Below are 26,938 nucleotides of genomic sequence, written 5' to 3'. Positions count from 1 at the left end.
GTGTTGCCACGACCCCACCACAGGATCGGGGCCTCGCGCCTGGTGTGAACCGCTCCGCTATGCCCCAGCGCATGGTCGCGGCCGCACATGAGCACCATCGCCTCAGCAACCACAGGCGGGCCAGGAACAGATCAATTGAACTGCTCGCGCATCCGATTCCAGGTCTCGGGGACGCCGATATCGCCGGGCACGATCGTCCGCCCCGATGTCTCGCCGTATATAGCGATCGAGAAGTTTCTGTCGGACGTGGTCGGCACCCTCGCGATGACGCGAAGGCACTACTCGAAGACGGCCTCCGCCTCCCCTTCCTCTGCCGGAAGCCCAATCGTTCCCTCGAGGAACCAGCCTGAGACCCCGCCGCCCTCGCGCATCCGAAGATCCACTGATGTGACTCCGGTGACGCCGGCAACGGCGTCTCGGACCTCGCCTTCGTCGATCGGTGGCTCGCTCGAGCACGCAGAAAGTCCCAGCATGATGGCAGCGCTCCCCAAGAGTGCGGTTCTTCTACGGATGACTGACACGATTGCTACTTCCTCCGCACTTCGACATCAACGCCCTCGACAGTAGAGCCATCACCTATGGACACCATGAAGGCGTCCAGCGCACCCTGGTCACGACTGCACGAAGGGCGCGAAGGTGTCGGCAACGAGGCCGCGCCGTGTCCGGCTGAGCACATTCGACAGCCCTTACGCGAAGTGCTCGCGCAGGGCACCCCATGTGTCGGGCACGCCCACATTACTCGGCGGGATCACCTTCCCGGACGACTCACCGAAGAGCCTGATCTTGAAGTTCGCCCCCGCCTTCACCGGGACCGTCGACAAGGCCCGCAGGCACTCCTCATACACCGCGTGAGCCTCAGCTTCATCAGCCGGAAGGCCAACCCTGCCTTCGAGCTTCCACCCGGAGACCCCGCCGCCCTTGCGCACCCGCACCTCCACGGAGGAGACGCCCTCGACCTTGGACACCGCGGCCCGGACCTCCCCTTCGTCCACCGGCGGAGTGCTGCTGCACGCGGTCAGTCCCAGCACCATTCCCACGGTCCCGACCAGGACCACCCGCCGATGAATCGCCGGTCGCTTTCGTCCCGCAGTGCTCATCTGTGATCCCCTCGCGTCGTCCAGTTGCTGCGACGACCACACCACAGGATCCCGACCACGCGCATGGTGACTCCTACCCATGTCCGGCCTCCTTGCGGGCAGGCTGACGACATCCCACGGAGCACGACGAAGGCCCCCGGCGAACCGGGGGCCTTCGATCAATCTGTGGGTCGTTTGTACGGCTCCAGATTCCGCGCCTGGCCTGCGGTGTAGCGACGATCCTCGGCTCCCGCCGTGAGGTGTTCCCGCGCTAACTCTCCGCCGTTCCCAGCCCGGTCAGGGAGGCCGGGTTGCCGTGTCGCAGGGCCTGGCTACAGTCCAGGCGCATGAGAGAGCAGACCAGCCCCGCCAGCGTCCCCACCGACCCGTCCCTACAGGCCGTGATCACGAGCGCCTTCGCAGTCGCGGAGGTGGCTGTCGAACACCTCGTCCGCGTCTCCCCCACGCTCGACCGGGACAGGGTGGAGTACGTCGTGGCCTCGGTGCTGCTGGAGGAGGCGTGGGTCGGCGGTTCGTAGCCTCACCGACCCGACTATCGGCGAACCCCTGGAGGCCAGATCACGGTGACCGGCTTGCTGAGCGAATACGCGTAGGCGACTGCATCAGCCGTCCCGCCCTTCCCTTGGGCGGGGAGGCCGTCCCAGACGGCCACGAGGACGTCGCAGAGGTCGACAACGCGCTTCCCGGCAGCCAGGTAGGCATCTTCGGTCGGCTCCGCGAAGTCCAACGTCTCGACCTCGGAAGCCCTCGAAAGGAGCGCCCTGAACTGAAGGAGGTCAGCCTCCTGCTCGAACGATGACTCGTAGTTCACGCTGGGCAGGACGACGTGCAGTCGTCCACCTAGGCCCAAGACCTCCTCGGCAAACTTCTGATCAGCCCCGGCAGCCAGACTGGATAGTCCTACGAACGGTGGGCCACCAAGGATGGCTGGCAGCCGGGCCACCAGCAGACTCCAAACCGACTGCGGTGCCTCTTGGTGGCCCGAGACTGCGTAGATCGTCATAGCCGGTCCTCGGAGGCCATGTGGCGATAGTGCCTGCCGAGGGGCGTGAGCCTACAACCCTCGCTCTGCATCGCGGCGAAGAACATGTGGTCAGCGCCCACCGGCTCCACCAACTTCGCGGACGCGCACTTCTGGAGTTGCTTGAACACTGCCTCGTGCTCAGGGTGGGGCTCCAAGCCCGAGTCGCGCTTGTCCGGCTCGTATGAGGGATTGAGGGGGAACACGTGGTCCGGCGTCGGGAACCACTCGGGAAGCCTTCGCAGTGTCGAAAGCGGCACGGCAGGGTCGCAACGACGGATGTCTTGGAGGTGGTCGACATTCGCCTTGAACATGGGGCGTTGGTCCCATGTTCCGAATGCCTCGGAAAGGTAGGAGTAGAGGCCCGCCAACGTCAGGTGACCTAGGACGTCCGCCGCTCCGCCCTCCAGCGCGCCTTCCAGGTAGGCGGAGAACTGCCCTCGGCCCGCTGGCGTCTCGGCAGACGTCTGATCTGCTCGGCTCGCGGTAAGCATCGACACCCCTTGCCGAAGGACTGAACCGGCGGTCATTGCGGCAGGGACGCCGCCCGCGCCCCCAGAGAAGCAGCAGTCGAGGATGACCGCGACCTCTTGGTCGCAGGCATTGATCCTCTCCAACACTTCGCTGAACCTGACGCCGGGTGTTTGCTGAGTGCCGTCAGAGGTCACGAGAGTCACGTCGGCTCCGCCCGCGACCTGTGCGCCGTGCCCGGCGAAGTAGAGGAGGGACATGTGGACGCCGGGGGCGAACAGGCGGTCCAACGCCTCCAGCAGATCGTCGCGGCTGACGTGGCCGGTCCCGACCGGGGCGGTGAGGGTCTTCACCTCGAAGTTGGGGGTGTCGTCCTCGTTGCGCGCCAAGACCGGCGTAAGGGCCACCGCATCATTCACACAGCCCCCGAGGTTGCCGAAGGATGGATAGTGGTCGATGCCGACCACGAGTGCGCGTCGCAGCACGTCAGAGCCCGTCGATGAAGTCCCCGACGTTCTGCCAGGTCCAGGTCTTGCAGGGAGCCGTCCCCATCTCGACCGGCTTGGTCCGATAGCCGTCTTCGATCCAGATGCCGAGGAGCGGCTTTCCCTCCTCGCGAGCGCACTTGATCTCCCACAACTGCCCGGCTGCGTCAGGGGTGCTGCTGCTGATGAGTGCGATGACCCCATCGGAGCGGCGGATGCGTGCCCGGACCCGCTCCTTCCACTCCGTGTCATAGGGGTTCTTGACGCTCATGTCGGTCCAGTCGTAAGGCGTGTTGCCCAACTTCCGCTGTCCGACGAAGAGGTCGCGAGTCCTCTCGTCCTCCATGGCGAAGGCGATGAAGACGGTCTTGTTGGCCATGTCAGGTCCTATCTGTCGATGTCGAGGTCATGCCTATCACCCAGCACCGACAGCCCTGTCCGTGCCGAGAGCAGCCGGGGGCGCGACGGGTGCTTCCCCTCGCCGTCGCGCCCCGACTCGACCTCCTACTTGACCTTCATCTGGATGCGAGTGCCCTCGCTGATCAGCGTCGCGTAGTCGGTCAACTCCGGATCGGAGATCGAACCGCCGACCCGAGACCACTTGCGCCGGAGCACGGGCTTGATCTCGGAGACGGGGTGACCCTTGTAGCGACGCAGCAGGCTGTCGAACATCTTCTGGTAGTCAGACGCGATGTCCTTCAGCGCAGGCTGGACAGCGTTCTCCAGAGCCTTCTCCCACCCGGGAGTCATCTTGAAGCCTGAGCCCATGATCAGACCTGCTGACTGATCGTGGTGCCCGGGTGACGCTGGGCCGTGGACTCCTTGACGAACCGTCCGGTGATCGTGGATCGGTTGACGGTCGTCTTGTTGGACGTGCCCCGACCGACGCGCTCGGTAGAGGTGGTCCGGGGGCTACGACGTGCCGTCGAAGCGCTCACGAAGCGTCCGGTGCGGGCGCTCCTACTCGCGGTGCGTGCCATCTGGCTCGCCTCCGTTCTGGGCCGAGGGCCCATTGGGAGCACTGCCACGGGAGCGGCTAGAGTCGGAGTCCTAGTTCGCCCAACTAGACGCCAAGCCCTGGATGCTCCCACCCCGGAGATTCCGGGGCTTCGGTGCTCTTGCGGGCAAGTCTAGTTGGTGCTAATGACACCGCTGTAGTTTCGTCCCCAGTCCGGCCTCAGAGGTCGGTGACTGGGACCATCTCATCGCCCCCGTCCCAGCGCACCTGCATGCTGGCCATGGGCACGACCGACATCCTCATGGTGAGGTAGAACCGGACACCCTCGTGGGGGTGCACCGTCGCGTCCACAGGGAGTTTGTGCAGCATGTTCGCCGCGTTGTAGCCCTCGGGGGCGGACGCGCTCACGCCCGTCGCAATGCCATCTCCGGCGTTGACCAACTCGTACACGACGCGGTTCGAAGATCGGTCCACCTGCCTGATCCTCCACCGGATGGAATTGCGTGCCTGAGCGGACGCGGCCTCGACCTGGGCGGGCGTGGAGGTGGTATCGGCCATAGTCTCCACCGCCCTGGTCATACGGTCCATGCTGTTCGCCATGGCCTGCGAGCGGGCCGCGGACTCCTCCCGCGCTGCACGCTCCTTGTAGATGTCCACCCGTCCCCAGATGAACGCGATCAGAGCGACAACCGCCACCCAGACCGGCTCCAGCGGCTATCCAGTCCGGCACGAGTTCAGTTCTTCGGAGGCAGGGGAAGGGCGTACGGGGTGGGGTGCACGTCCCAAGAAACGAGCACCTCGACCGGCCTTCCGGTCTGCCACGTGGCCAGCACGAGGAACTTCTTCGAGGCTCCGGGACCGAACGTCTCTTCGGATGGAAGGTCGCGCGTCAGGCCCTCTGGGTGATCCACCGTCACGGTCACGAGGTCGACCGTCTGGCCGCTGACGTTACGCATCAAGTAGGACTGTCCGGGGCCGGATGTGATCTCGAACGGGACGTTCACGCCTTGGCCTCCTCATTCACCTTGGCAGTCGATTGAGAGGGCTGAGCCTCGACCTCGACAGCGACGTTCTCATTCGGGAAGTGGTAGTCGACGGTGGCGAGGTACTCCCGGAAGCCGAGCATGGCAAGCAGTTGGGCGAACGTGTCCATGTTCTGCCCCTTCAACAGAGCGTTGACGATCTCCTCGCTCTTCTCGCGGCGGTCGATGAACTTGCTCAGCACGGAGGCCACGACGGTGTTGTCCGCGTTGAAGTCGGCGTCGCTGTTGGCCTTGGCCTTGGCCACGAGGTCTGGGTCTCTCTTGGCGTCCCTCAGGATGCCCTCGATCTCGGGCACCGCGTCGTCAGGGCTCAGGCCACCATCGACTACTTCCTCCGCGAGGAGGGCGACCCCGAGCGCATCAGCGGGACGACCTACGCAGAGCGCATCGCGCAACGAGACCGCTACGCGCTGAAGCCCAAGGAGCGAGCGGACGCCGAAGGCCACACCCGACTCGCCTGTCCCGCTGTTGGGGCCTCCGCCACCGCTTCTTGCCCGCGTCGCGAGCCCCACCCACGTTCGCTCGACCGCCCCAAGGCCCGGGTCCTGCCGCTGATGCTCCTCAACCCTGCTCCCAAGGTCTGCGAGCAGAAGACGATGACCTTCCCACCCTCGGTCGGGGCGAAATACGAGCAGACCTACGCCTACCGCTCACCAGACTGGCAGGAGCACTACACGACGGGCCGTCAGAGCGTCGAGTCGGTGAACAAGTCGGTCAAGGACGGTCGCTTCATTCCAGTGGACGATCCCGAACTGCGTCCCCGGCGTGGCTTCATCGCCCAACTCTTCAGCCTCGCAGTGATGATCGCAGCCACGAACGTGCGCAAGATCATTGCCTGGCTCAGATCAGGTGGGCGTGACCACCATCGCGTCCGCCCCCATCAAGCGCGTGCGCCGTCGAGAGGCCACTCGTGGCTGGACGACCATCGAGCCCAACGCCCCGCCTGTGGAAGCCGACGCCTGAGCCACGCGCACGACCTCACCCCAGATGGACCGCACGGCTTCAGCCTGCCCGAACGTCGGCGCAGGACACTTGCAGGGGCTCCAATGAGCCTTCGTCGGCCCGGCCACCCGGGCGTAGAGCCGATCTCAGACCCTCATGGACAACGACAAGGGCCGGACCGCTCGATCTTGAGCAGTCCGGCCCTTCTCTAGGCGTTCCGTACAAACGTGAAACACGTTTCCACGCAAACGACCCTCTGTGTCCGAGGGGGGACTTGAACCCCCATGCCCTAATACGGGCACTAGCACCTCAAGCTAGCGCGTCTGCCAATTCCGCCACCCGGACGAGTGGTGCATCCGGTGGTGTGGGGGCCACCGGGGCAACGACGTGAAACTTTACACGCGGATGACGCGAGTGCGAAATCCGCCGTGTGGCGGGCGTCGCGGCCTCGCCGGTGGTCTCACTCCACGGTCGGCAGAGCGCCAGTGCTCGGCGTCTGCGAGGCCTCCTCGGGAGCGCCGACATAGAGGCAGAAGGGGTGTCCGGCGGGGTCGATGAGCACGCGGACCTCTTCCTGTGGCTGGTGCTCGGACAGGCGTCCGCCCAGACGCAGCGCCGCCGCGACAGCGGCCTCGAGGTCGCTGACCTCGATGTCCAGGTGCATCTGCATCTGCTGGTCGCCCTCCAGCGCGGGCCAAGCCGGCGACCTGTGCTCGGTCTCGAGCTGGAAGCCGAGGTACACGTGCGCACGCTCCGGCGCGATCGTCGCCCAGTCCTCGTCGTCGCTGTGGATGCGCCAGCCGAGGACCTCGGCGTAGAAGCGGGCCAGTCCCCTCGGGTCGGGCGTGCCGAGCACGGTGCCGAGGTAGTCGTGGGGCGGTCGTCGTCCTGGGAGCATGATCTCCACCTAACGCGAAAGCGCACTGATAATCCAGCCCGCTAGTGTCGATGGCATGGACCTCACGCGACCGACCGCACCGTCCCCCTACGACCTCCTCCCCACCACGACGCCCTTCGAGGTGACGAGCGAGAGCTTCACCGACGGTGGCGCCCTCGCCCACGCCCAGGTCTTCGACGACTGGGGTTTCACCGGCGGCAACCTCAGCCCGCAGCTGCGTTGGTCGGGCGCCCCGGAGGGCACCAAGAGCTACGCGATCTCCTGCTTCGACCCTGACGCGCCGACCCCGGCCGGCTTCTGGCACTGGACCGTCGTCGGCCTCCCGGCCGACACCACCTCGCTGCCCGAGGGCGCGGGGGTCGAGGGCGGAGCACAGCTGCCCGAGGGTGCCTTCATGACCGCGACCGACTACGGGACCAAGGCCTTCGGCGGCGCGGCTCCGCCGCAGGGCGACATCGCCCACCGCTACGTCTTCGCCGTCCACGCGCTCGACACCGACGACCTGGGCATCGACGACTCCGTCTCGTGCACCGTGGCGGCCTTCAACTACCTCCAGCACACGATCGGGCGCGCCGTCATCACCGGCATGTACCGCAGCTGACGCTGCCGCACCCCACGCTGCGCGGCGGGTCGGCCCTACTGATCGGGCAGGCCCGCCGCGAGTTCGTCGAGGAAGTCGTCGACGTCAGACAGGGCATAGCCCTCACGCCAGCGGGTCCGGGTGAAGGACGGTCGGGCGCCGGTGCTCATCGCACCCTCAGCTCCCAGGCGGCGACGGCTCCCGCCGCGGCGACGTTGAGGGAGTCCACTCCCCCGGCCATGGGGATGGTCACGGTCACGTCCACGTGCTCGAACGTACGTCGCGCCAGACCGTCGCCCTCGGTCCCGAGGACCAGCGCAAGACGCTCCGGCGGGTCGGCGGCGAGCTCGTCCAGGCCCACCGCGTCGTCGGCGAGGGCCAGCGCGGCCACGGTCCAGCCTGCCTCCCTCAGGTCGGCGATCGCGGCCGGCCACGGGTCGATCCGGGTCCACGGCACCTGGAAGACCGTCCCCATCGATACACGGATAGCCCTGCGGTACAACGGGTCCGCGCACCGAGGCGTGACGAGCACCGCGTCCGTCCCGAGTGCCGCGGCCGACCGGAAGATCGCCCCGACGTTGGTGTGGTCGACGACGTCCTCGATGATCAGCACCCGCCGTGCCCCGCCCAGTACCTCCGTCAGGGAGGGCAGCTGCGGTCGGTGCATCGACGCCAGCGCCCCGCGGTGGAGGTTGTAGCCGGTGATCCCCTCGATGACCTCGGCCGACCCGGTGTAGACGGGTACCCCGCTCGCCTCGGCGTCCGCGACGACGTCGGCGAGGTCGGTGAGCCACCGCTCCCCCATGAGCAGGGCCCGCGGCCGGTGGCCGGCAGCGAGTGCCCGCCGGATGACCTTTTCGCTCTCGGCGAGGTAGAGCCCACCGGCGGGCTCGAGCACCTTGCGCAGCTTGACGTCGGTCAGCCCGACGAAGTCGCGCAGGCGTTCGTCGGTCGGGTCGGTGATGAGGATCGGCACAGGCCGAGGCTAGAGCAGAGCGCGAGCGATGACCCCGATGCTCGCGATGACGCAGAAGACGAGCACCCCCCGCCGCACGGACTCCGGCCGGATCCGTCGTCGCACCGGCCCCGCCAGCAGGTGCCCCACGAGGACGAAGGGAGCCCACACCAGCCCCGCGAGCAGGTCCTCGCGGTCGACCTGCCCACCGATCGCCAGACCGGTCATCCCGATGACCGTGCCGGCGAGGAAGAAGGCCGCGAGGGTGCCGCGCAGCAACTCGGGCCGCTCGTGGCGCAGCACGAGCGCGAAGAAGGGCCCACCGATCGAGGCCGCTGTCCCTGAGACGCCCGTGATCGCCCCGGCGAGGGCTGAGTTGCGCCGGTCCAGCCCGATGTCGACGGCCCACACCGACGCGGCGACCGTCACGAGGATGAGCACGCCGACGGTCAGGGCGATGGCATCGGCCGAGGCGACGGCGACGAGCGCCACTCCGAGCGGTGTCGCGAGGATGCGGGCGCCGAGCGCCCAGCGCAGGTGTCGCCACGCGATCTCCCGAGCGCCACCGAGCAGCTGGAGGAGTGGCAGGAAGAACACGCACACGATGAGCGAGGCCGGCATGAGGTCGGGCCGGAGCATGACGACGAAGGGAGCCGCGACCACCGCGATCCCGAAGCCGATCGTCGACTGCACCATCGACCCGCACATGACGACGAGGCCGAGGGAGAGCAGGACCGGGTCGAGCCAGCCCGTCACGGGAAGAACACGAACTTCACGAGGCCCGCGAGGCCCACGACGACGATGACGGCGCGCAGGACATTGGCCGGCAGCCGTCGGCCGTACCTCGCGCCGAGCACACCCCCGGTGATCGCGCCGACGGCGACGAGGAGGGCGATCCGCCAGTCGATGAGCTCGGGTGCGGTGACGATGAAGACGAGCGAACCGACCGCGTTGACGAAGAGGCCGAGGACGTTCTTCAGCCCGTTGAGCGCCTGCAGCGGCTCGGTCGACAGGGCGGACAGCAGGCCGATGAGGATGACCCCCTGAGCGGCACCGAAGTAGCCGCCGTACACGCCCGCGACGAGGACACCGGCCATGAGCGCCACCAGGTGGCTCGTCGGCATCCGGCCGCCGTCCTCGTGGCGGGCCTTGCTCCACGCCTGCAGCCGAGGGCCGAAGATCACGAGCAGGATGCCGATGCCGATGAGTACCGGGACGATCGCCTCGAAGGCCTCCGGCGGCAGCCACAGCAGGAGCAGCGCGCCGGTGATCGCCCCGAGAACCGACATCGGGACCAGCTGCAGGACCCGACGTCCCATCCCCTTCAGCTCCGGCAGGTACCCGATGGTCCCGCTCACCCCACCGGCGACGAGGCCGATCGAGTTGGAGACGTTGGCCGTGACAGCCGGGGTGCCGATGGCCAGGAGCACCGGGAAGGTCACGAGCGTCCCCGAGCCCACGAGGGTGTTGATCGCCCCCGCCCACACCCCGGCGAGGACCACTGCACCCATCTCCACCCACGACACCCGGCCCACCCTAGTGACGGTGGACCGGGTGTCCGGTCATCGGGGTGCTCGCGGGTCAGGGCTGCTGAGGCGCCTCGCCGGACGCATCGCCGGCCGGCGGCTCGCCGGGCTCGTCAGCGGAAGGGGCCTCGGGCGACTGCCGCGGCGCCGACTGCTCGGGCAGGCGGACACCGGGTCCCATCGCCGGCTGCACCCGGGACGCGGGCGTCGCGTGCTCGGTGGCCTCGCGGCTGGCCTGACCGGCCTGCCCGCGCGCCTCGGCGAGGGCATCGCCCGGGTCCTCGAGCGAGGTCTGGTCGAAGACGTTGGCGTCCTCCGGGCCGGGGTCGACCCAGTCCTCGGCGTCCAGGCCCCCCTTCGGGCCGTCGCCGTCGCCACCACCGAGCGCCCCACCGATGCCGCGCAGGGCATCGGTGAGCTCGCTCGGGATGATCCACATCTTGTTGGAATCACCGGTGGCGAGCTGGGGCAGCACCTGCAGGTACTGGTAGGCGAGCAGCTTTTGCGTCGGCTTGCCACGGTGGATCGCGTCGAAGACCTGCTTGATGGCCCGCGACTGGCCCTGGGCCTCGAGGACCGCGGCCTGGGCCGAGCCCTCGGCCCGCAGGATCGCCGACTGCTTCTCACCCTCGGCCGTGAGGATCTGGGACTGCTTGACGCCCTCGGCGTTGAGGATCGCGGCGCGACGGTCGCGCTCGGCCTTCATCTGCTTTTCCATCGACTCCTGGATCGACATGGGCGGGTCGATCGCCTTGAGCTCGACCCGGTTGACCCGGATGCCCCAGCGCCCGGTGGCCTCGTCGAGCGCGCCGCGGAGCTGGCCGTTGATCTGGTCGCGGCTGGTCAGGGTCTGCTCGAGGTCCAGCGAGCCGATGACGTTGCGCAGCGTGGTGACCGTCAGCTGCTCGATGCCCTGGATGAAGTTGGCGATCTCGTAGACGGCTCGCTTGGAGTCGATGACCGTGTAGTAGATGACCGTGTCGATGTTGACGACGAGGTTGTCCGAGGTGATGACCGGCTGCGGCGGGAAGCTCACGACCTGCTCGCGCAGGTCGATGCTCGCGCGCACCTTGTCGACGAAGGGCACGAGGATGTGGATGCCACCCTCGAGGGTGCGCGAGTAGCGGCCCAGCCGCTCGATGATGAGCGAGGTCTGCTGCGGCACGATGCGCACCGTCTTGAAGAGGATGACGAGCGCGAAGATCAGCAGCGCCGCCACGAAGATCAGGATGGTGGGTCCCATGGGCGTTCCTTTCGACGGGCGGAGCCGTCAGTCTCGGCGGGTGACGATGGCGGTCGCACCGTCGATGGACACGACGCTGACCTCGGCGCCCGGCTCGCAGGCGGCCTCGCCGTCAGGGACGCGGGCGCTCCACGTCTCCCCGGCCAGGCGCACCCGACCGTCGGTCTCGGTGACCGTCTCGAGGACCCGCGCGGTCTGCCCGCTCAGGGCCCCCGACCCGATGTCGGCGGATGCCGCCGGATTGGTGAACTGTCGCTTGACGATGGGGCGCACGACCCCGATGAGAAGCAGCGCGACGGCCACCGCGAGCACGATCTGGACGACGACCGGCGCACCCAGTGCGGCCGCAGCGGCCCCGACGAGCGCTCCTCCGAAGAGCATGACGAAGACGAAGTCGACGGTCGCCGCCTCGATCGCGATGAGGACCAGCGCCAGGCCCAACCAGACCAGCCAGAGGTTGTCTCCCAACCACTCCACGGTCATTCCCCCTTCGTCTCGTGTCCGACCATCATGCCCGGGCGCGGGCCGACCAACGCTCTCCGTGCTGCTCCAGCACCAGATCGAGACCAAAGGTCTGCGACAGGTTGGCCTCGGTCAGGGTGATCTCGATCGGCCCCTGGGCGACGACGCGGCCCTCGCGCAGCAGGAGCACGTCGGTGAAGTGCGGCGGGATCTCCTCGACGTGGTGGGTCACCATGACCAGGGCCGGGGCCTCGAGGTCACCGGCGATGGCGCCGAGACGCTGGACCAGGTCCTCGCGCCCACCGAGGTCGAGACCCGCGGCCGGCTCGTCGAGGAGCATGAGCTCGGGGTCGGTCATGAGGGCCCGGGCGATCTGGACCCGCTTGCGCTCTCCCTCCGAGAGCGTGCCGTACGTCCGATCGGCCAGGTGCGCCGCGCCGAGGGCCTCGAGCAGCTCGCCCGCGCGCGCGTGGTCGAGGTCGTCGTAGCGCTCACGCCACCGACCGACGACTCCCCACGAGGCGGTGACGACGACGTCGGCGACCCGCTCCCCCTTCGGGATCCGCTCGGCGAGCGATGCAGAGGCCAGGCCGATGCGCGGACGCAGGTCGAAGACGTCGACCGCACCGAGGACCTCACCGAGCACACCGACCACCCCGCTCGTCGGGTGCATGCGGGCCGCGGCGAGCTGGAGCAGCGTCGTCTTGCCGGCACCGTTGGGGCCCAGGACGACCCAGCGCTGCCCCTCCTCGACCTCCCAGTCGACATCCGCGACGAGAGTCGACCCGCCACGCACGACGGTGGCACCGGCCAGGGCGAGGACATCACTCATGGCTCGACCCTACCCAGCAGCAACTAGCATCGTGCAGATGCCCGAGCTGCCCGCCTCCGTCCGTGTCGCCCTGTGGGTCACGCATGCCTGGTCCGGCGGCACGACCCTCACCGACGCCGTCGAGCGTGCCCTCCCCGACGTCGACCACACCGAGGGACTCGTCGAGCAGGTCCGCATCTGGCGCGACCTCGGCGAAGCCGCCCTCCTCGTCGCCCTCCCGGCTCCCGGTGACCTCGGCAGCCTGCCCCGCTGCGGTCCGATCGCCGCCGACGCAGCAGCAGAGGCCGGCGAAGCCCTCTACGTGGCCGGCCTCGGCGGCCTGCTCGTCCCGAGCATCTCGACCTTCGGCTCGGCGGGCGCGCAGGGACTGCGCATCGACTGGATGACCCACGACGCCGACCCCGTACCGCCCCACCGCATCGAGGCCCTCGAGCCCTCCCAGCTCGAGCGGCACCTGCGGCGACAGCTGCTCGCCTCGATCGACGAGCTCGACGACATCCGCGGCACGCCGTGGGCGGACGACCTTGCCCGTGACCTCGTCGACGAGCGTCTCGGCACCGACTGGGCGCTGCCGCCCGACCTCCCGGAGCGGGCTCGCAAGGTCATCGGGCTGGCCGGGACGATCGCCGTGGCGGCCGAGGTCGGGCTCACCGCCTCCGGCGCCGTCACCGCCGCCCACGACGACACCCGCAGCCGCGCGTTGCGCCGATTGGCCAGGGTCTGCGAGCACAGCCTCGCCGACGCGACCAATGCGGCCTGCGCCCAGCTCGCCGGGTGGGTCCCGGTGCGCTGATGCGCACTCTGCGGACCCGCCGGCTGCGGCTGGACCCGATCGGCCCCGAGAACCTGCCCTTCCTCGCGGACCTCGACGGCGACGCCGCGGTGCTGCGACACCTGCAGCCGCGTGCGCGGACCCGCGAAGAGGCTCTGGCCCACTGGAGCCCACGGGTCCCCGGCCCCATGTGGGTCGGGGACCTGGGCGAGCGCCCCGTCGGGTGGTGGGCGCTGTGGCCGGACGAAGGGGGCGAGACCGCCGAGCTCGGGTACCGCCTGGCCCGTCGGTGGTGGCGTCAGGGGCTCGCTGTCGAGGGCGCTCGGGCCGTCCTGGACGATGGCTTTGCCGACACTCGGCTCCAGGTGGTCCGGGCGGAGACGATGGTCGTCAACGCCGGCTCGCGAGGGGTCATGCGCCGCCTCGGCATGCGGGAGGTGCGCATCGAGGTCCGTGAGTGGGAGGAGCCGCTGCTCGGCGCCGATCTCGGCGAGGTGATCACCGAGATCACGCGTGCGCAGCGGCTTGCGGCGGATCAGCCCGAGGCCAGCACACCCTCGTAGACGGCCATCGTCCGGTCGCCGATGCTCGTCCACGAAAAGTGCTCGACGGCCCGCTCGCGACCGGCGAGCCCCCGCTGCCGGGCCTGCTCCGGATCCGCCACGGCCTCGGTGAGCGCGGCGGCGAGGTCGGCCTCGAAGGCCGCCGCGTCGACCGGCGCACCGGTCCCGTCGTCGACCTGGTCGATGGGCACGAGCCAGCCGGTGACGCCGTCGTCGACCACCTCGGGGATGCCCCCGGTCGCCGTCGCGACGACCGGCAGCTCGCAGGCCATCGCCTCGAGGTTGACGATGCCGAGCGGCTCGTAGACCGACGGGCAGGCGAAGACGGTCGCAGCCGACAGGACCGCGATGACCTCCGCCCGGGGCAGCATCTCCTGGATCCACACGACACCCTGGCGGGTGCGGCGCAGGTCGTCGACGAGGGCCTCGACCTCGGCGAGGATCTCCGGGGTGTCGGGCGCTCCGGCGCACAGCACGACCTGCACCTCGGGCGGCAGGTCCCGCACGGCGCGGAGCAGGTGTGGCAGCCCCTTTTGCCGGGTGATCCGCCCGACGAAGACGACGGACGGTGCGTCCGGGTCGATCCCGTGGCGGCGCACGACGTCGGGGTCGGGCGTCGCCCGCCACAGGTCGGCGTCGATGCCGTTGTGCACCACGTGGACCCGGTCTGGGTCGATGGTGGGATAGCTGCGCAGGATGTCCGCGCGCATCCCGTGGCTCACCGCGATGACCCCGGCGGCCGCCTCGTAGGCGGTGCGCTCCACCCACGAGGAGAGCGCGTAGCCACCGCCGAGCTGCTCGGCCTTCCACGGTCGCAGCGGCTCGAGGCTGTGCGCCGACACGACGTGCGGCACGCCGTGCAGCAGGGCCGCGGTGTGCCCGGCGAAGTTGGCGTACCAGGTGTGGCTGTGCACGAGGTCGGCCCCGACGCAGTCGGCGGCCATCGCCAGGTCGACGCCCATCGTCACGAGGGCCGGGTTGGCCCCCGCCAGACCGGCGGGATCGGGATAACCGGTGGTCCCCCCTTCGTCCCGGGGGTCGCCGAAGCACCGGACCCGCACGTCGGTGTCACCGCGGGCCCGCAACGCCCGGGTCAGCTCCGCGACGTGCACCCCCGCCCCGCCGTAGACCGCCGGTGGGTATTCCTTGCTGAGGATGTCGACGCGCACGACCACAGACTAGGGCGAAGGGAGGACGCCGCACCCGTCCACGGACTAGGTTGGGCACCATGGTCCGCAGAGGTCAGCCCAAGGTCCTGGCGATCGTCCTCGCCGGAGGTGAGGGCAAGCGGCTCATGCCGCTCACCACCGACCGCGCGAAGCCCGCAGTCCCCTTCGGCGGGATCTACCGACTCGTCGACTTCGCCCTGAGCAATGTCGTCAACTCCGGCTACGCCAAGGTCATCGTCCTCACCCAGTACAAGTCGCACAGCCTCGACCGCCACGTGAGCCAGGCCTGGCGGCTGGCCTCACCCCTCGGCCACTACGTCGCCCCCATCCCCGCCCAGCAGCGGCGGGGCAAGAGCTGGTACACCGGCAGCGCCGACGCGATCTACCAGTCGCTCAACGCGATCACCGACGAGCGGCCGGACCTCGTCGTGGTCGTCGGTGCGGACCACGTCTACCGCATGGACTTCTCCGACATGGTGGAGCAGCACCTCGACACCGGGGCTGAGTGCACGGTGGCCGCGATCCGCCAGCCGATCGGCACAGCGGACCAGTTCGGGGTCATGGAGGTCGGCGCCGACGGTCGGCGGATCACCGCCTTCCGCGAGAAGCCCACGGACCCCGTCGGCCTGCCCGACGCACCGCACGAGGTCTACGCGTCGATGGGCAACTACGCCTTCACGGCGGACGCCCTCATGGACGCCGTCAAGCGCGACGCCGAGGCCGACAGCCGGCACGACATGGGCGGCGACATCGTGCCCGACTTCGTCGCGCGCGGCAGCGCCCACGCCTACGACTTCGCCGACAACACGGTGCCGGGCTCGACCGACCGCGACCGGGGGTACTGGCGCGACGTCGGCACGATCGACAGCTACTTCGACGCCCACCTCGACCTGACGTCGATCCACCCGGTCTTCAACCTCTACAACTACAGCTGGCCGATCAACACCCACCACGGCCCGTACCCACCGGCGAAGTTCGTCCACGCCGACGACGAGCGGGCCGGCGGCGCGACGAACTCGATCGTCTCCCCCGGCGTCGTCGTCTCGGGCGGCCACGTCGACAACTCCGTCCTCTCCCCCGGGGTCTTCGTGCACAGCTACTCGCACGTGCGCGACAGCGTGCTGCTCGACGGCGTCGACGTCGGGCGGCACGCCGACCTGCACCGCGTCATCGTCGACAAGGGTGTCCGGCTACCCGAGGGCATCCGGCTCGGTCACGACCGCGAAGAGGACCTCGCCCGCGGCCTGCTCGTCACCGAGTCCGGCATCACCGTGGTCGGCAAGGGCCACGTCTTCGACGCGAAATAGACTGCGGCGCATGACCTCCAGCTCCGGGCCAGCCCTCACTCCCGTCGACCTGCCCGGCGAAGGACCGCTCGTCCTCGTCATGGACGTCGACAGCACCCTGATCCTCGACGAGGTCATCGAGCTCATCGCCGAGCACGCCGGCACCCGCGACGAGGTGGCCGCTGTGACGGAGGCGGCCATGCGTGGCGAGCTGGACTTCGCGGGGAGCCTGCACGCACGCGTCGCCACCCTCGAGGGCCTCTCGGTCGAGGTGCTCGACCGGGTCCGTGCCGCCGTGCGGCTCACCCCCGGTGCCCGCACCCTCGTGAGCAGCCTCGTCGAGGCGGGTCACGTCGTGGGTCTGGTGAGCGGCGGCTTCACCGAGATCGTCGACGACCTCGCCCGCGAACTCGGCATCCCGACCGCCCGCGCCAACCACCTCGAGATCGTCGACGGACGGCTCACCGGCAAGGTCCTCGGCGAGGTCGTCGACCGCGCGGCCAAGGCCGACTTCATCACCCGGCTCGCTGCCGCCTCCGGGGTGGACATGGACCGCACCGTGGCCGTCGGCGACGGCGCCAACGACCTCGACATGATGGCGGCCGCACAGGTCGGCATCGCCTTCTGCGCCAAGCCCACCGTGCGCGAGCAGGCCGACGTCGCGATCGACGAGCCCGACCTGCGCCAGGTCCTCGACCTGCTCGGCGTCACCCCGGTCCCCCAGCCCGACGACGAGGGCGGCCACCCCCTCGCCTGACCGCGCGGCGGACGGCAGTTCGCGCTGCGGAGTGCGAAGGGAGATGTCGGCACACATCAAGCCGACGTCGAGAACGATCAGGCGCCCACACGCCGACGAAGGACGTCGGCGGGTGCCGACGTCTCCCTTCGCCCGACGTCCGACCCCTTCGAGACGGCCGCGGACGGCCTCCTCAGGGAACGTGAGTCGACCGGCCGCGGACGAAGGGAGGTCAGACCCCCATCGCGTGCACGCCGCCGTCGACGTGCAGGATCTCGCCGGTCGTCGCAGGGAACCAGTCGGAGAGCAGCATCGTGCAGGCCTTGGCGGTCGGCACCGGGTCGCCCACGTCCCAGCCCACGGGGGCGCGGTCGTCCCACGTCTCCTCGAACTGCTCGAAGCCGGGGATCGACTTCGCCGCCGTCGTGCGGATCGGGCCGGCGGCGACGAGGTTGCAGCGGACCCCCTTCGGGCCGAGGTCGCGGGCGAGGTACCGGTTGGTCGACTCGAAGGCGGCCTTGGCCACGCCCATCCAGTCGTAGACCGGCCAGGCGTAGCTCGCGTCGAAGGTCAGACCGACGATCGAGCCGCCCTGGGTCATGCGGGGCAGCGCCGCGACGGCCAGCGCCTTGAGCGAGTAGGCCGAGACGTGCACGGCGGTGCCGACGTCCTCCCACGTCGCGTCGAGGAAGGTGAAGGCGCCCTCGGGCGCGAAGCCGATCGAGTGCAGCACGCCGTCGAGTCGTTCGGCGTGCTCGCCGATGCGGTCGGCGAGGGCCGCGAGGTCCTCCTCGCTCGTCACGTCGAGCTCGATGACCGGTGCCTCCTGCGGCAGGCGCTTGGCGATGGTGCGGGTGATCTTCATCGTCCGACCGAAGCTGGTGAGGATGACCTGGGCACCCTGCTCCTGCGCGATCTTGGCGACGTGGAAGGCGATCGACGACTCCATGAGGACGCCGGTGATGAGGAAGGTCTTGCCGGTGAGCATCTGCTGCCTTTCGGAGGGAGGGTGCGGGTCAGTGACCCATGCCGAGGCCGCCGTCGACCGGGATGACGGCGCCGGAGATGTACGCGGCCTCGTCGGAGACGAGGAAGGAGATCGCGGCGGCGACCTCGTCGGCCTGCCCGTAGCGGCGGGCGGGGATGGCGGCCTGGTACTCCGCCTTGGTCTTGTCGGGCAGCTCGGCGGTCATGTCCGTCTCGATGAAGCCGGGGGCCACGACGTTGGCCGTGATGCCGCGGGCTCCGAGCTCTCGCGTCATCGACCGGGCGATGCCGACCAGGCCCGCCTTGGAGGCGGCGTAGTTGGCCTGCCCCGGCGAGCCGTAGAGGCCGACGACGCTGGACAGCAGCACGACCCGACCGAAGCGCGCCTTGACCATGGGCGTGGCCGCGCGTCGCACGCAGCGGAAGGTGCCGTGGAGGTTGGTGTCGACGACGCTCGAGAAGTCGTCGTCGGACATCCGCATGAGCAGGGTGTCCTTGGTGATGCCGGCATTGGCGACGAGCACCTCGACGTCACCGCCGAGCAGCTCGGTGGCGGCCGAGAAGGCCTGATCGACCGAGTCGCTGTCGGTGATCTCGCAGGCCACGACGTCCAGTCCGTCGACGGGGTCCCCAGAGCGCGAGGTGACGACGACCCGGTGGCCGTCGGACTGCATGCGGCGGGCGATGGCCTCGCCGATCCCTCGGTTGCCCCCGGTGACGAGCACGCGTCGCGACGTCATCGAAGCTCCCTTCGTCGGTGCGGTGTGGGTCAGGTCACGTCGTGACGCACGCTAGATCACTACCGCCGGGTACGCGGTACCGGGCTCGCCCCGTGGACGGGGCGGCCGGGTGCGCGGCGTACGCTGAGGAGGTGCCCCACACGTCCGTCCCGTCGGTGACGACCGCCCCGATCTCGCTCCAGGAGGAGCAGGCCGGTCGGATGCGCCAGTACCTCGCAACGATGGCGCTGCGGACCGTCTGCTTCGTCGGCGCGTACTTCTTCGAGGGCTGGCTGAGGTGGGTGTGCGTGGCCCTGGCCGTCGTCCTCCCCTACGTCGCCGTCGTGCTCGTCAACGCCGTGCGGCCGCGTGGTGCCGACGACAGCTTCCAGGCCGTGACCGACCACCGACGACAGCTGGGTTCGTGATGACGGTCGACGAGCTGATCTGCAGCCGCAAGGCCTGCAAGGCCACGGCGACCCGCGCGGTGCTGTGGCGCAACCCCCGCATCCACGACGAGTCCCGCCGCAAGGTCTGGCTCGCCTGCGACGAGCACGAGGAGCACCTGCGCGAGCACCTCGCGGTCCGCGGATTCCCCGTCGAGACCTGCGCCGTCGCCAACATCCCTGCCGACGCCGGCTGATGCTGCGGCTGGCCCTCACCCCGAGGTGGCTCGGGTGGTTCGCCCTCGCCGTCGTCGCGTCGGTCGCCTTCGTGCTGCTCGGCCAGTGGCAGTGGGGCAAGTACGAGGACCGCTCGGCGCGGGCCGAGCGGATCGAGTCGCACTACTCCGCCGCTCCGTTGCCGGTCACCGAGGTCCTCAGCGAGCAGCCGGCCCCGGTCGACGTCGAGTGGACCCGGGTGACGGCGCAGGGCACGTACCTCACCGACGAGCAGCTGCTCGTGCGCAACCGCCCGCTCGACGGCACGTACGGGTACGAGGTGCTCGTCCCCCTTCGTCTGGCCGGGGGCGAGGTCGTCGTCGTCGACCGTGGGTGGGTCCCCAACAGCCCGAAGGGGGCGGATGTCGCCCCGGAGGTCCCTCCGGCACCGACCGGCACGGTCGACGTCACCGGCTGGGTCCGCCTCGGTGAGCGGAGCCTCGGCCGCGACATGCCCGAGGGCCAGCTCGCGAGCATCAACCTCGACGAGGTCGCGGGCCAGGTCGACGGACGACTGCTCGGCGGCTACCTGGCGCTGCAGTCCGAGGACCCAGAGGTCGACCGCCCGGACCCGCTCGAGGTGCCGGACACCGACACCGGCCCGCACATGGCGTATGCGATCCAGTGGTGGCTGGCGATCCCCGCCTTCTGGGCCTTCCTCGTCCTCGCGCTGCGTCGCGAGTCGCTCGAGGGCTCCGGCACGGAGCGCACGCCCCGCCCCAAGAAGGTGCGGATCTGGGACGAGGAGGACGGCTGACCGGTCAGCCGACGACCTCGGCCCGCTCGGCCGCTCCCCCGTCGTACTGCGTCGTGTAGAGGGTCGCGTAGAGACCACCTGCCGCGAGCAGATCGGTGTGGGTGCCCTGCTCGACGACACGTCCGTCGTCGACGACGAGGATCTGGTCGGCGGCCCGGATCGTCGAGAGCCGGTGGGCGATGACGATCGCGGTGCGGCCCTGCAGAGCGGTGTCGAGGGCTCGCTGGACGGCGACCTCCGACTCGCTGTCGAGGTGGGCGGTGGCCTCGTCGAGGATGAGCACGGCCGGCGACTTGAGCAGCAGTCGGGCGATGGCGAAGCGCTGCTTCTCCCCGCCCGAGAGCCGGTGCCCGCGGTCACCGACGACGGTGTCGAGCCCGGCCGGCAGGGTGTGCACGAGGTGGGCGATGCGGGCCGCCTCGAGAGCCGCCCACATCTCCTCCTCGGTGGCCTCCGGCTTGGCGTAGGCGAGGTTGGCTCGCAGGGTGTCGTGGAAGAGGTGCGCCTCCTGGGTGACCATCCCGACCGTCGCGCCGACCGACTCGAGGGTGGCCTCGCGCAGGTCGCGACCGCCGATCCGCACGGCACCGGATGTCGGGTCGTAGAAGCGGGTGACGAGCGAGGTGATCGTGCTCTTGCCCGCACCGCTCGGGCCGACGAGGGCGACGAGCTGCCCGGGCTCGGCACGCAGGCTGACCCCCCGGAGCACCGGGCCACCCTCCTCCCGGTCACCGGTCGTGGCTCCCTCGAGGGACCGCAGCGAGATCGCCTCGGCGCCGGGGTAGGTGAAGTGCACGTCGTCGAGCTCGACGGACAGGGCCTGCCCCTCGGGCAGCGGTCGCGCGTCCGGGGACTCGCTGATGCTCGATGGCATGTCGAGCAGCTCGAAGAGGCGGGCGAAGGAGACGAGTGCGGTGAGGATGTCGACGTGGACGTTGGAGATCGCCGTGAGCGGTCCGTAGAGCCGGGCGAGCAGGGCGGCGAGGGCGAGCAGGGTCCCGACGGTCAGCGTTCCCTCGACGGCCATGATCCCGCCGAAGCCGTAGACCATCGCCGTCGCGATGGACGCGAGCAGCGTGAGCATGACGAAGAAGACGGCCCGGTTGACCGCGATCCGCACACCGATGTCCCGCACCCGGGCGGCGCGCTGGTCGTACTGGGCGATCTCGCGGGCGGGTTGGCCGAAGATCTTGACGAGCAGCGCACCGGCGACGTTGAAGCGCTCGGTCATCTGGTTGCCGAGGTCGGCGTTGAGGTTCATCTGCTCGGCGGACAGCGAGGCCAGGCGCCGCCCCATCCACTTCGCCGGGAGGATGAAGAAGGGGACGAGGACCAGCGCTGCGAGCGTCAGCTGCCACGACAGGGCAAACATCGCCCCGAGGATGAGCACGAGCGAGATGACATTGCTGACGACGGACGACAGGACCGTCGTGAAGGCCTGCTGGGCACCGATGACGTCGTTGTTGAGCCGGCTGACGAGGGCGCCGGTCTGGGCCCGGGTGAAGAAGGCGATGGGCTGGCGCAGGACGTGGGTGAAGACCTCGGTGCGCAGGTGGTGGATGAGCCCCTCGCCGATGCTCGCGGAAAACCAGCGCTGGACCAGGGTGGTCGCCGCCTCGACGAGGGCGATGAGCGCCACGAGCAGGGCGAGCGTCACCACGACGCTGCGGTCCTGGGGCGTGACGCCGTCGTCGATGAGTCGCTGGAGCAGCAGTGGCACGGCGACGACGGTCAGCGACCCGAGGGCGACGAGCAGGAGGAAGCCGGCGATGAGTCCTCGGAAGGGGCGGGCGTAGCCGAGCACCCGTCGTGCGGTGCCGCGCGGCAGTGGCGTCGCCCTGGCCTGGTCGCCGTGGCTCATCGACTGCATGAGCCCCCATGCGCTGTTCATCATCGGTGTGCGCTCCTCGTGTCGTCCCGGGACGACAACCACCGTGCACCACGGTCGATTCCCCGCGCATCCAAAGTCGTGGCCGGAGCCTCAGCCCAGCACGCGGTGCAGGACGAGACGCGCGAGGGCCGACGTGTCGGCGAGCCCGCCGGGGACGAAGGGGGATCCCCCGGCAGCGGCGAGGGCGGCCACCTTGTCGTGGAGGACCCCCTCGGCGAGCGTGGCCGGGACGACGACCCGGTCGCGGGTGGCGCCCGCGCGGGGCGCGGCGAGCGTCATCGTCATCCACCCGGGGCGCGGGTGCGCGTCGAGGAGGGTGCGGAGGCTTTGTCCCGCCTGACCGGAGCTCGACCCGCCGGCGACGAGGAGGACGTGGCTCCCTTCGTCATGGCCCGCAGCGCGCAGGCTCTCCTCGACGGCGGTGAGCAGCAGCGGGTGCCCGCCCAGGGCGCTGGTGACCCGGGCCCGTCCACCGCCCGCGCCCAGTGCCCGCACGGCGGCGGGTACGTCGACCCGGGCGTGGAAGGCCGGCGTGATGAGCATCGGGACGACGGTGAGGTCGTCGGCGATCCGCGGCCCGAGCTCTTCGGGGCGCGGGTGGTCGTTCTCGATGTAGACGAGGTGGGTCTCGCCGCGCCCCTCGTCCGCCAAGGGGCCGGCGACCCTGGCGCGCAGCCGCTCCAGGGTCGTGGAGTGCCGCGGGTCCGGCGAGCCGTGGGCCAGCAGGACCGTCGTCATGACCGCATCTCCCTAGGGAAATGCGTCACGTGTGCAGTCCGCACTCCACCTTGTCGGTGCCCGACCAGCGACCGGCGCGAGCGTCCTCGCCCTCGGCGACGGGCCGCGTGCAGGGGGCGCAACCGATCGAGGCGTAGCCGCTCTGGCGAAGGGGGTTGAGGAAGACCGACTGCTCGGCGGCGTACCGGTCGACGTCGTCCTGGGTCCAGCCGGCGATGGGGTTGAGCTTGACCATGCCGCGACGCTCGTCCCACCCGACGACGGTGATGTCGGTGCGGGTCGGCGCGTCCTCGCGACGCATGCCGGTGACCCAGGCATCGTGCTCCTCGAGCGCCCGGTTGAGCGGCTCGACCTTGCGCATCGCGCAGCACAGGTTGGGGTCGCGGTCGTGCAGCTTCGGCCCGTGCTCGGCGTCCTGCTCGGCGACCGTGAGCTTCGGGTAGATCGTGCGGATGCTGATCGGCAGCATCGCCTCGTAGGCGTCGCGGGTGCCGAGGGTCTCGGCGAAGTGGTAGCCGGTGTCGAGGAAGAACACGTCCGCCCCGTCGAGCGTCGTGCCGACGAGGTGGACGAGCACCTCGTCACCCATCGAGCTGGCGACGGTCAGCCCCTCGCCGAAGGTCTCGTGGGCCCACTGCAGCGCCTGCCGACCGATCTCGACCCGGCCCTCGTGGGTCCCGCCGAGCTCCGCCTCGAGAGCGGTGAAGCGCTCCTCCCCCTCACGGGCGAGCTCACGCAGGCGGTCGGTGTCGAGAAGCGTGCTCATCGGATGTCGTCCTCGTCGGCTCGGCGCACCCACAGGGCGAAGGACTCCCCTTCGTCCCGCTGGGCGAGGTAGGTGCGGGCGAGGCGCTCGATGTAGTCCGGCAGGTCGTCACCGGCGACCTTGAGCGCGCGGGTCTTGCGGGCCAGGGCGGTGTCCTCGGCCAGGGCGCCACCGAGGTGGACCTGGAAGACCTCCTGGTGGGTGCCGTCCTCGCGCTTGTCGAGCATGCCCTTGAGGCCGACGTCGGCGACCTGGCTGCGGGCGCAGCTGTTGGGGCAGCCGTTGAAGTGGATGCTGAAGGGCACGTCGATGGTCAGGCGCTTCTCGAGCTCCTCGACGGTCCACCGGGCGCGGTTCTTGGTGTCGGTCAGGGCGAGCTTGCAGAACTCGAGACCAGTGCAGGCGAGGACGTTGCGGCGCCACTCGCTGGGGTGCACGTCGAGGTCGATCTCCTTGAGGTCGGCCGCGAGGGCGTCGGCCTTGTCCGGCTCGACGTCGAGGACGAGGACCTTCTGGTGCGGGGTGAAGCGGATCCGCTGCGACCCCGCGGCCTCGGCGAGGTCGGCGAGACGGGTGAGCTTCGTGCCGGTCATGCGGCCGGCGATCGGCGCGGCGCCGACCCAGACCCGACCGTCGACCTGCTCGTGGATGCCGACGTGGTCGCGGCGGCTCCCCTTCGGCGCGACGGCCTCGGGCCCGTCGACGAGACGGCGGCCGAGGTAGTCGTCCTCGAGGACCTGGCGGAACTTCTCGGCGCCCCAGTCGGCCATGAGGAACTTCAGACGGGCCTTGTTGCGCAGACGCCGGTAGCCGTGGTCGCGGAAGATCGAGGTGACCCCGTGCCAGACGGCCGGGACGTCCTCGAGCGGCACCCACACGCCGAGGCGCTGGGCGAAGATCGGCTTGACCGACAGGCCACCGCCGACCCACACGTCGAACCCGGGCCCGTGCTCCGGGTGCTCGACACCGACGAAGGAGATGTCGTTGATCTCGTGGGCGATGTCGAGGACCGGCGAGCCCGAGATCGCCGTCTTGTACTTGCGCGGGAGGTTGGAGAACTCGGGGCTGCCGATGTACTCCCGCTTGATGATGTCGATGGCCGGCGTGCCGTCGACGATCTCCGCCTTGTCGATGCCCGCGACCGGCGAGCCGAGCATGGTCCGCGGGCAGTCGCCGCAGGCCTCGGTCGTCGACAGACCGACCGACTCGAGACGACGCCAGATCTCGGGGACGTCCTCGATGCGGATCCAGTGGAGCTGGATGTTTTGCCGGTCGGACACGTCGGCCGTGTCACGGGCGAACTCGGTGCTGATGCCTGCGACGGTGCGCAGCTGCTCGGTGCTCATCCGGCCGCCGTCGCTGCGCACGCGCATCATGAAGTACTCGTCGTCGAGGCCGTCCTCGCCGGTGTGCGTACCGTCGAGCCCCTGCTTGCGCTGGGTGTACAGACCCCACCAGCGGAAGCGGCCGGACAGGTCGTCCGGAGAGATCGAGCCGAAGCCGCCCTGGGCGTACACGTCCTCGATCCGCGCGCGCACGTTGAGCGCGTCGTCCTCCTGCTTGAACTCCTCGTTGTGGTTCAGCGGGGTCCGGTCGCCGTCGGCCCAGGCACCGGTGGACTTCGTGCGGGTGGGGCGGGTCGTCACAGTCACCCTCCCATCCTACGGGCGTACTTATGGATCACATAACCCACGGTTATGTGTCTCACGTGCTGGCGGTGCCGCCGCCTCGCGACGTGCCGGAGTTGGCGGTCGACCGGCTCAGACCTCCCGCCGCTGGCTCAGGCGAGGGTGATCAGGTCGCGGTAGTCCGCGTTGTAGAAGTCCTCGACCCCGTCGGGCAGCAGCAGGATCCGCTCCGGCTGCAGCGCGTCGACCGCACCCTCGTCGTGCGTGACGAGCACGACCGCGCCCTTGAAGGTCGACAGCGCCCCGAGGATCTCCTCGCGGCTGGCAGGGTCGAGGTTGTTGGTCGGCTCGTCGAGGAGCAGCACGTTGGCGCTCGAGACGACGAGGAGCGCGAGGGACAGGCGCGTCTTCTCCCCGCCGGAGAGCACGCCGGCCGGCTTGTCGACGTCGTCGCCGCTGAAGAGGAAGGAGCCCAGGACCTTGCGCACCTCGGTCTCGCCGAGGTCGGGTGCGGCCGACTTCATGTTGGCCAGGACCGAGCGGTCGACGTCGAGGTTTTCGTGCTCCTGGGCGTAGTAGCCGAGCTTGAGGCCGTGCCCCGGCTCGACCTGCCCGGTGTCCGGCGCATCGACGCCGGCGAGCATCCGCAGCAGCGTCGTCTTGCCGGCGCCGTTGAGACCGAGCACGACGACCTTGCTCCCCCTGTCGATCGCGAGGTCGACGTCGGTGAAGATCTCCAGGCTCCCGTAGGAGCGGGAGAGCCCAGAGGCGCGAAGGGGGGTCCGCCCGCAGGGCGCGGGGTCGGGGAAGCGCAGCTTGGCCACGCGGTCCTGGGTCCGCTCCCCCTCGACGCCGGCGAGCATCCGCTCGGCCCGCTTGATCATCTGCTGGGCAGCGGTGGCCTTGGTCGCCTTGGCGCGCATCTTCTCGGCCTGGTCGAGCAGGGCGCCGGCCTTCTTCTGCGCGTTCTGCAGCTCGCGCTTGCGGCGGCGCTCGTCTGTCTCGCGCTGCTGGAGGTAGTTCTTCCAGCCCATGTTGTACTGGTCGATCTCGCAGCGGTTGGCGTCGAGGTGGAAGACCCGGTTGACGACGACCTCGAGCAGGTCGACGTCGTGGCTGATGATGATCAGCCCGCCCTTGTAGTTCTTCAGGTGGTCGCGCAGCCAGGCGATCGAGTCGGCGTCGAGGTGGTTGGTCGGCTCGTCGAGGAGCAGGGTCTCGTTGCCGGAAAACAGGATCCGGGCGAGCTCCACCCGGCGGCGCTGCCCGCCGGAGAGCGTCTCGAGGCTCTGGTCCAGACGCCCTTCGTCGATGCCGAGGGCCGAGGCGATGCTCGCCGCCTCCGACTCCGCGGCGTAGCCGCCGGCCGCCTCGAACTCCTCCTGCAGGCGGGCGAAGCGCGCCATCGCCCGCTCGAGGGTCTCGGGGTCGGCGCTCGACATGCGCTGCTCGGCCGTGCGTCGGTCGGTGACGATGCGGTCCAGACCGCGGGCGGACAGGATCCGTTGCCGGGCCGTCACCGTGAGGTCACCGGTGCGCGGGTCCTGCGGGAGGTAGCCGATACCTCCGCTGCTGGTCACGCTGCCGGCGGCGGGCTGGCCCTGCCCGGCGAGCACCTTGGTGAGCGTCGTCTTGCCGGCGCCGTTGCGTCCGACGAGCCCCACCCGGTCGCCCGCGGCGACCCGGAAGGAGGCCCCCTCGAGCAGGATCCGCGACCCCGCGCGCAGCTCGATGCCGCTGGCTGTGATCAC

34 protein-coding genes and 1 tRNA gene are annotated in these 26,938 nt (G+C 69.8%); 9 read left to right on the top strand and 26 right to left on the bottom strand.

Annotated features, from left to right (window positions below; genetic code table 11):
* Positions 1–686: 686 nt before the first annotated feature.
* Positions 687–1,097 carry a hypothetical protein gene (locus CWN80_RS07210; protein WP_238148107.1) on the bottom strand — a complete coding sequence of 137 codons (411 nt, stop codon included), beginning with the start codon at positions 1,095–1,097 and terminating at the stop codon, positions 687–689.
* A gap of 326 nt (positions 1,098–1,423) precedes the next feature.
* Here CWN80_RS07210 and CWN80_RS07205 point away from each other — a divergent pair, with 326 nt between their 5' ends.
* Positions 1,424–1,615, top strand: a complete 192-nt coding sequence (locus CWN80_RS07205; RefSeq protein ID WP_007927508.1) for a hypothetical protein — start codon at positions 1,424–1,426, stop codon at positions 1,613–1,615.
* Positions 1,616–1,629: 14 nt separating this feature from the next.
* Here the strand turns inward: CWN80_RS07205 and CWN80_RS07200 are convergent, their stop codons facing one another.
* The 10 genes from CWN80_RS07200 to CWN80_RS07160 form a co-directional block, all read right to left on the bottom strand.
* Positions 1,630–2,100, bottom strand: a complete 471-nt coding sequence (locus CWN80_RS07200; protein WP_007927510.1) for a hypothetical protein — start codon at positions 2,098–2,100, stop codon at positions 1,630–1,632.
* Complete coding sequence (locus tag CWN80_RS07195; protein ID WP_128277073.1) at positions 2,097–3,074, bottom strand: caspase family protein; 978 nt, start codon at positions 3,072–3,074, stop codon at positions 2,097–2,099. The genes CWN80_RS07200 and CWN80_RS07195 overlap by 4 nt, the downstream gene beginning before the upstream one ends.
* Position 3,075: 1 nt before the next feature.
* Positions 3,076–3,453 (bottom strand): TIR domain-containing protein, encoded by a 378-nt coding sequence (locus CWN80_RS07190; RefSeq protein ID WP_007927515.1) that lies wholly within the window; start codon positions 3,451–3,453, stop codon positions 3,076–3,078.
* Between the two features lie 125 nt (positions 3,454–3,578).
* Positions 3,579–3,842: a hypothetical protein gene (locus tag CWN80_RS07185; protein WP_128277072.1), complete on the bottom strand. Its 264-nt coding sequence runs from the start codon at positions 3,840–3,842 to the stop codon at positions 3,579–3,581.
* Between the two features lie 2 nt (positions 3,843–3,844).
* Entirely contained in the window at positions 3,845–4,012 is a 168-nt protein-coding gene (locus CWN80_RS15530; RefSeq protein WP_007927517.1) for a hypothetical protein, read from the bottom strand.
* Positions 4,013–4,251: 239 nt separating this feature from the next.
* The gene (locus CWN80_RS07180) at positions 4,252–4,728 is read right to left on the bottom strand and encodes a hypothetical protein (protein WP_007927519.1); all 477 of its coding nucleotides are present in this window, start codon (positions 4,726–4,728) and stop codon (positions 4,252–4,254) included.
* Between the two features lie 38 nt (positions 4,729–4,766).
* The gene (locus CWN80_RS07175) at positions 4,767–5,036 is read right to left on the bottom strand and encodes a hypothetical protein (RefSeq protein WP_007927521.1); all 270 of its coding nucleotides are present in this window, start codon (positions 5,034–5,036) and stop codon (positions 4,767–4,769) included.
* On the bottom strand, positions 5,033–5,521 hold the full coding sequence (locus CWN80_RS07170) for a hypothetical protein (RefSeq protein WP_128277071.1): 489 nt from the start codon (positions 5,519–5,521) through the stop codon (positions 5,033–5,035). The genes CWN80_RS07175 and CWN80_RS07170 overlap by 4 nt, the downstream gene beginning before the upstream one ends.
* Positions 5,522–6,276: 755 nt before the next feature.
* Positions 6,277–6,362 (bottom strand) — tRNA-Leu (locus CWN80_RS07165).
* A gap of 115 nt (positions 6,363–6,477) precedes the next feature.
* A complete protein-coding gene (locus tag CWN80_RS07160; protein WP_007927526.1) occupies positions 6,478–6,915 on the bottom strand; it encodes a VOC family protein in 438 nt (145 codons plus the stop codon).
* 55 nt (positions 6,916–6,970) lie between these two features.
* Here CWN80_RS07160 and CWN80_RS07155 point away from each other — a divergent pair, with 55 nt between their 5' ends.
* A complete protein-coding gene (locus CWN80_RS07155) occupies positions 6,971–7,516 on the top strand; it encodes a YbhB/YbcL family Raf kinase inhibitor-like protein (protein WP_128277070.1) in 546 nt (181 codons plus the stop codon).
* A 35-nt stretch (positions 7,517–7,551) separates the two neighbouring features.
* Here the strand turns inward: CWN80_RS07155 and CWN80_RS07150 are convergent, their stop codons facing one another.
* Genes CWN80_RS07150 through CWN80_RS07120 form a run of 7 tightly spaced genes read right to left on the bottom strand, consistent with a single transcriptional unit; the run spans position 7,552 to position 12,513 of the window.
* Positions 7,552–7,665, bottom strand: a complete 114-nt coding sequence (locus CWN80_RS07150) for a DivIVA domain-containing protein (RefSeq protein WP_128277069.1) — start codon at positions 7,663–7,665, stop codon at positions 7,552–7,554.
* Positions 7,662–8,471, bottom strand: a complete 810-nt coding sequence (locus CWN80_RS07145; protein WP_007927530.1) for a TrmH family RNA methyltransferase — start codon at positions 8,469–8,471, stop codon at positions 7,662–7,664. Before CWN80_RS07145 ends, CWN80_RS07150 begins: the two co-directional genes overlap by 4 nt.
* Positions 8,472–8,480: 9 nt before the next feature.
* Positions 8,481–9,206, bottom strand: coding sequence for a sulfite exporter TauE/SafE family protein (locus CWN80_RS07140; RefSeq protein WP_007927534.1), 726 nt, complete (start codon positions 9,204–9,206; stop codon positions 8,481–8,483).
* Complete coding sequence (locus tag CWN80_RS07135; protein WP_040881279.1) at positions 9,203–9,976, bottom strand: sulfite exporter TauE/SafE family protein; 774 nt, start codon at positions 9,974–9,976, stop codon at positions 9,203–9,205. Before CWN80_RS07135 ends, CWN80_RS07140 begins: the two co-directional genes overlap by 4 nt.
* 55 nt (positions 9,977–10,031) lie before the next feature.
* A complete protein-coding gene (locus tag CWN80_RS07130; RefSeq protein WP_007927536.1) occupies positions 10,032–11,219 on the bottom strand; it encodes an SPFH domain-containing protein in 1,188 nt (395 codons plus the stop codon).
* A 27-nt stretch (positions 11,220–11,246) separates the two neighbouring features.
* Positions 11,247–11,702, bottom strand: coding sequence for an NfeD family protein (locus CWN80_RS07125; protein ID WP_007927537.1), 456 nt, complete (start codon positions 11,700–11,702; stop codon positions 11,247–11,249).
* Between the two features lie 25 nt (positions 11,703–11,727).
* Positions 11,728–12,513 (bottom strand): ABC transporter ATP-binding protein, encoded by a 786-nt coding sequence (locus CWN80_RS07120; protein ID WP_007927538.1) that lies wholly within the window; start codon positions 12,511–12,513, stop codon positions 11,728–11,730.
* Between the two features lie 37 nt (positions 12,514–12,550).
* On the opposite strand from CWN80_RS07120, the gene CWN80_RS07115 reads away from it, so the two are divergent.
* Both CWN80_RS07115 and CWN80_RS07110 read left to right on the top strand, forming a co-directional pair.
* Positions 12,551–13,306 carry a hypothetical protein gene (locus CWN80_RS07115; RefSeq protein WP_007927539.1) on the top strand — a complete coding sequence of 252 codons (756 nt, stop codon included), beginning with the start codon at positions 12,551–12,553 and terminating at the stop codon, positions 13,304–13,306.
* Entirely contained in the window at positions 13,306–13,848 is a 543-nt protein-coding gene (locus CWN80_RS07110; protein WP_040881281.1) for a GNAT family N-acetyltransferase, read from the top strand. Before CWN80_RS07115 ends, CWN80_RS07110 begins: the two co-directional genes overlap by 1 nt.
* Here the strand turns inward: CWN80_RS07110 and glgA are convergent.
* Positions 13,821–15,017: a glycogen synthase gene (glgA, locus tag CWN80_RS07105; protein WP_128277068.1), complete on the bottom strand. Its 1,197-nt coding sequence runs from the start codon at positions 15,015–15,017 to the stop codon at positions 13,821–13,823. The genes CWN80_RS07110 and glgA overlap by 28 nt on opposite strands.
* Positions 15,018–15,076: 59 nt before the next feature.
* Here glgA and glgC point away from each other — a divergent pair, with 59 nt between their 5' ends.
* Together glgC and serB are read left to right on the top strand one after the other, a co-directional pair.
* Entirely contained in the window at positions 15,077–16,324 is a 1,248-nt protein-coding gene (gene glgC, locus CWN80_RS07100) for a glucose-1-phosphate adenylyltransferase (protein ID WP_007927542.1), read from the top strand.
* Between the two features lie 10 nt (positions 16,325–16,334).
* Positions 16,335–17,060, top strand: coding sequence for a phosphoserine phosphatase SerB (gene serB / locus CWN80_RS07095; protein ID WP_007927543.1), 726 nt, complete (start codon positions 16,335–16,337; stop codon positions 17,058–17,060).
* 211 nt (positions 17,061–17,271) lie between these two features.
* Here serB and fabI read toward each other — a convergent pair whose 3' ends face one another.
* The gene (fabI, locus tag CWN80_RS07090; RefSeq protein ID WP_007927544.1) at positions 17,272–18,027 is read right to left on the bottom strand and encodes an enoyl-ACP reductase FabI; all 756 of its coding nucleotides are present in this window, start codon (positions 18,025–18,027) and stop codon (positions 17,272–17,274) included.
* Positions 18,028–18,055: 28 nt separating this feature from the next.
* Positions 18,056–18,766, bottom strand: coding sequence for a 3-oxoacyl-ACP reductase FabG (gene fabG, locus CWN80_RS07085; protein WP_007927545.1), 711 nt, complete (start codon positions 18,764–18,766; stop codon positions 18,056–18,058).
* Positions 18,767–18,897: 131 nt separating this feature from the next.
* Here fabG and CWN80_RS07080 point away from each other — a divergent pair, with 131 nt between their 5' ends.
* Genes CWN80_RS07080 through CWN80_RS07070 form a run of 3 tightly spaced genes read left to right on the top strand, consistent with a single transcriptional unit; the run spans position 18,898 to position 20,164 of the window.
* On the top strand, positions 18,898–19,173 hold the full coding sequence (locus CWN80_RS07080) for a DUF3099 domain-containing protein (protein ID WP_040881283.1): 276 nt from the start codon (positions 18,898–18,900) through the stop codon (positions 19,171–19,173).
* Complete coding sequence (locus CWN80_RS07075) at positions 19,173–19,388, top strand: hypothetical protein (RefSeq protein ID WP_040881269.1); 216 nt, start codon at positions 19,173–19,175, stop codon at positions 19,386–19,388. Before CWN80_RS07080 ends, CWN80_RS07075 begins: the two co-directional genes overlap by 1 nt.
* Entirely contained in the window at positions 19,388–20,164 is a 777-nt protein-coding gene (locus CWN80_RS07070) for an SURF1 family cytochrome oxidase biogenesis protein (RefSeq protein WP_007927548.1), read from the top strand. Before CWN80_RS07075 ends, CWN80_RS07070 begins: the two co-directional genes overlap by 1 nt.
* Before the next feature lie 4 nt (positions 20,165–20,168).
* On the opposite strand, the gene CWN80_RS07065 is transcribed toward CWN80_RS07070, so the two are convergent.
* From CWN80_RS07065 to CWN80_RS07045, 5 genes are all read right to left on the bottom strand, one after another.
* Positions 20,169–22,058 (bottom strand): ABC transporter ATP-binding protein, encoded by a 1,890-nt coding sequence (locus CWN80_RS07065; protein ID WP_007927549.1) that lies wholly within the window; start codon positions 22,056–22,058, stop codon positions 20,169–20,171.
* A gap of 87 nt (positions 22,059–22,145) precedes the next feature.
* Complete coding sequence (locus tag CWN80_RS07060; RefSeq protein ID WP_007927550.1) at positions 22,146–22,793, bottom strand: sirohydrochlorin chelatase; 648 nt, start codon at positions 22,791–22,793, stop codon at positions 22,146–22,148.
* A gap of 25 nt (positions 22,794–22,818) precedes the next feature.
* On the bottom strand, positions 22,819–23,559 hold the full coding sequence (locus tag CWN80_RS07055) for a phosphoadenylyl-sulfate reductase (RefSeq protein ID WP_007927551.1): 741 nt from the start codon (positions 23,557–23,559) through the stop codon (positions 22,819–22,821).
* Entirely contained in the window at positions 23,556–25,205 is a 1,650-nt protein-coding gene (locus CWN80_RS07050) for a nitrite/sulfite reductase (RefSeq protein ID WP_007927552.1), read from the bottom strand. The genes CWN80_RS07055 and CWN80_RS07050 overlap by 4 nt, the downstream gene beginning before the upstream one ends.
* 134 nt (positions 25,206–25,339) lie before the next feature.
* Positions 25,340–26,938: an ABC-F family ATP-binding cassette domain-containing protein gene (locus CWN80_RS07045; protein WP_128277067.1), complete on the bottom strand. Its 1,599-nt coding sequence runs from the start codon at positions 26,936–26,938 to the stop codon at positions 25,340–25,342.

Source organism: Janibacter hoylei PVAS-1 (assembly GCF_004025845.1).
GTDB classification, from domain to species: Bacteria; Actinomycetota; Actinomycetes; order Actinomycetales; family Dermatophilaceae; genus Janibacter; species Janibacter hoylei.
The sequence above is the reverse complement of the archived record's forward strand: the minus strand, read 5'-3'. Positions and strand labels throughout refer to the sequence as shown.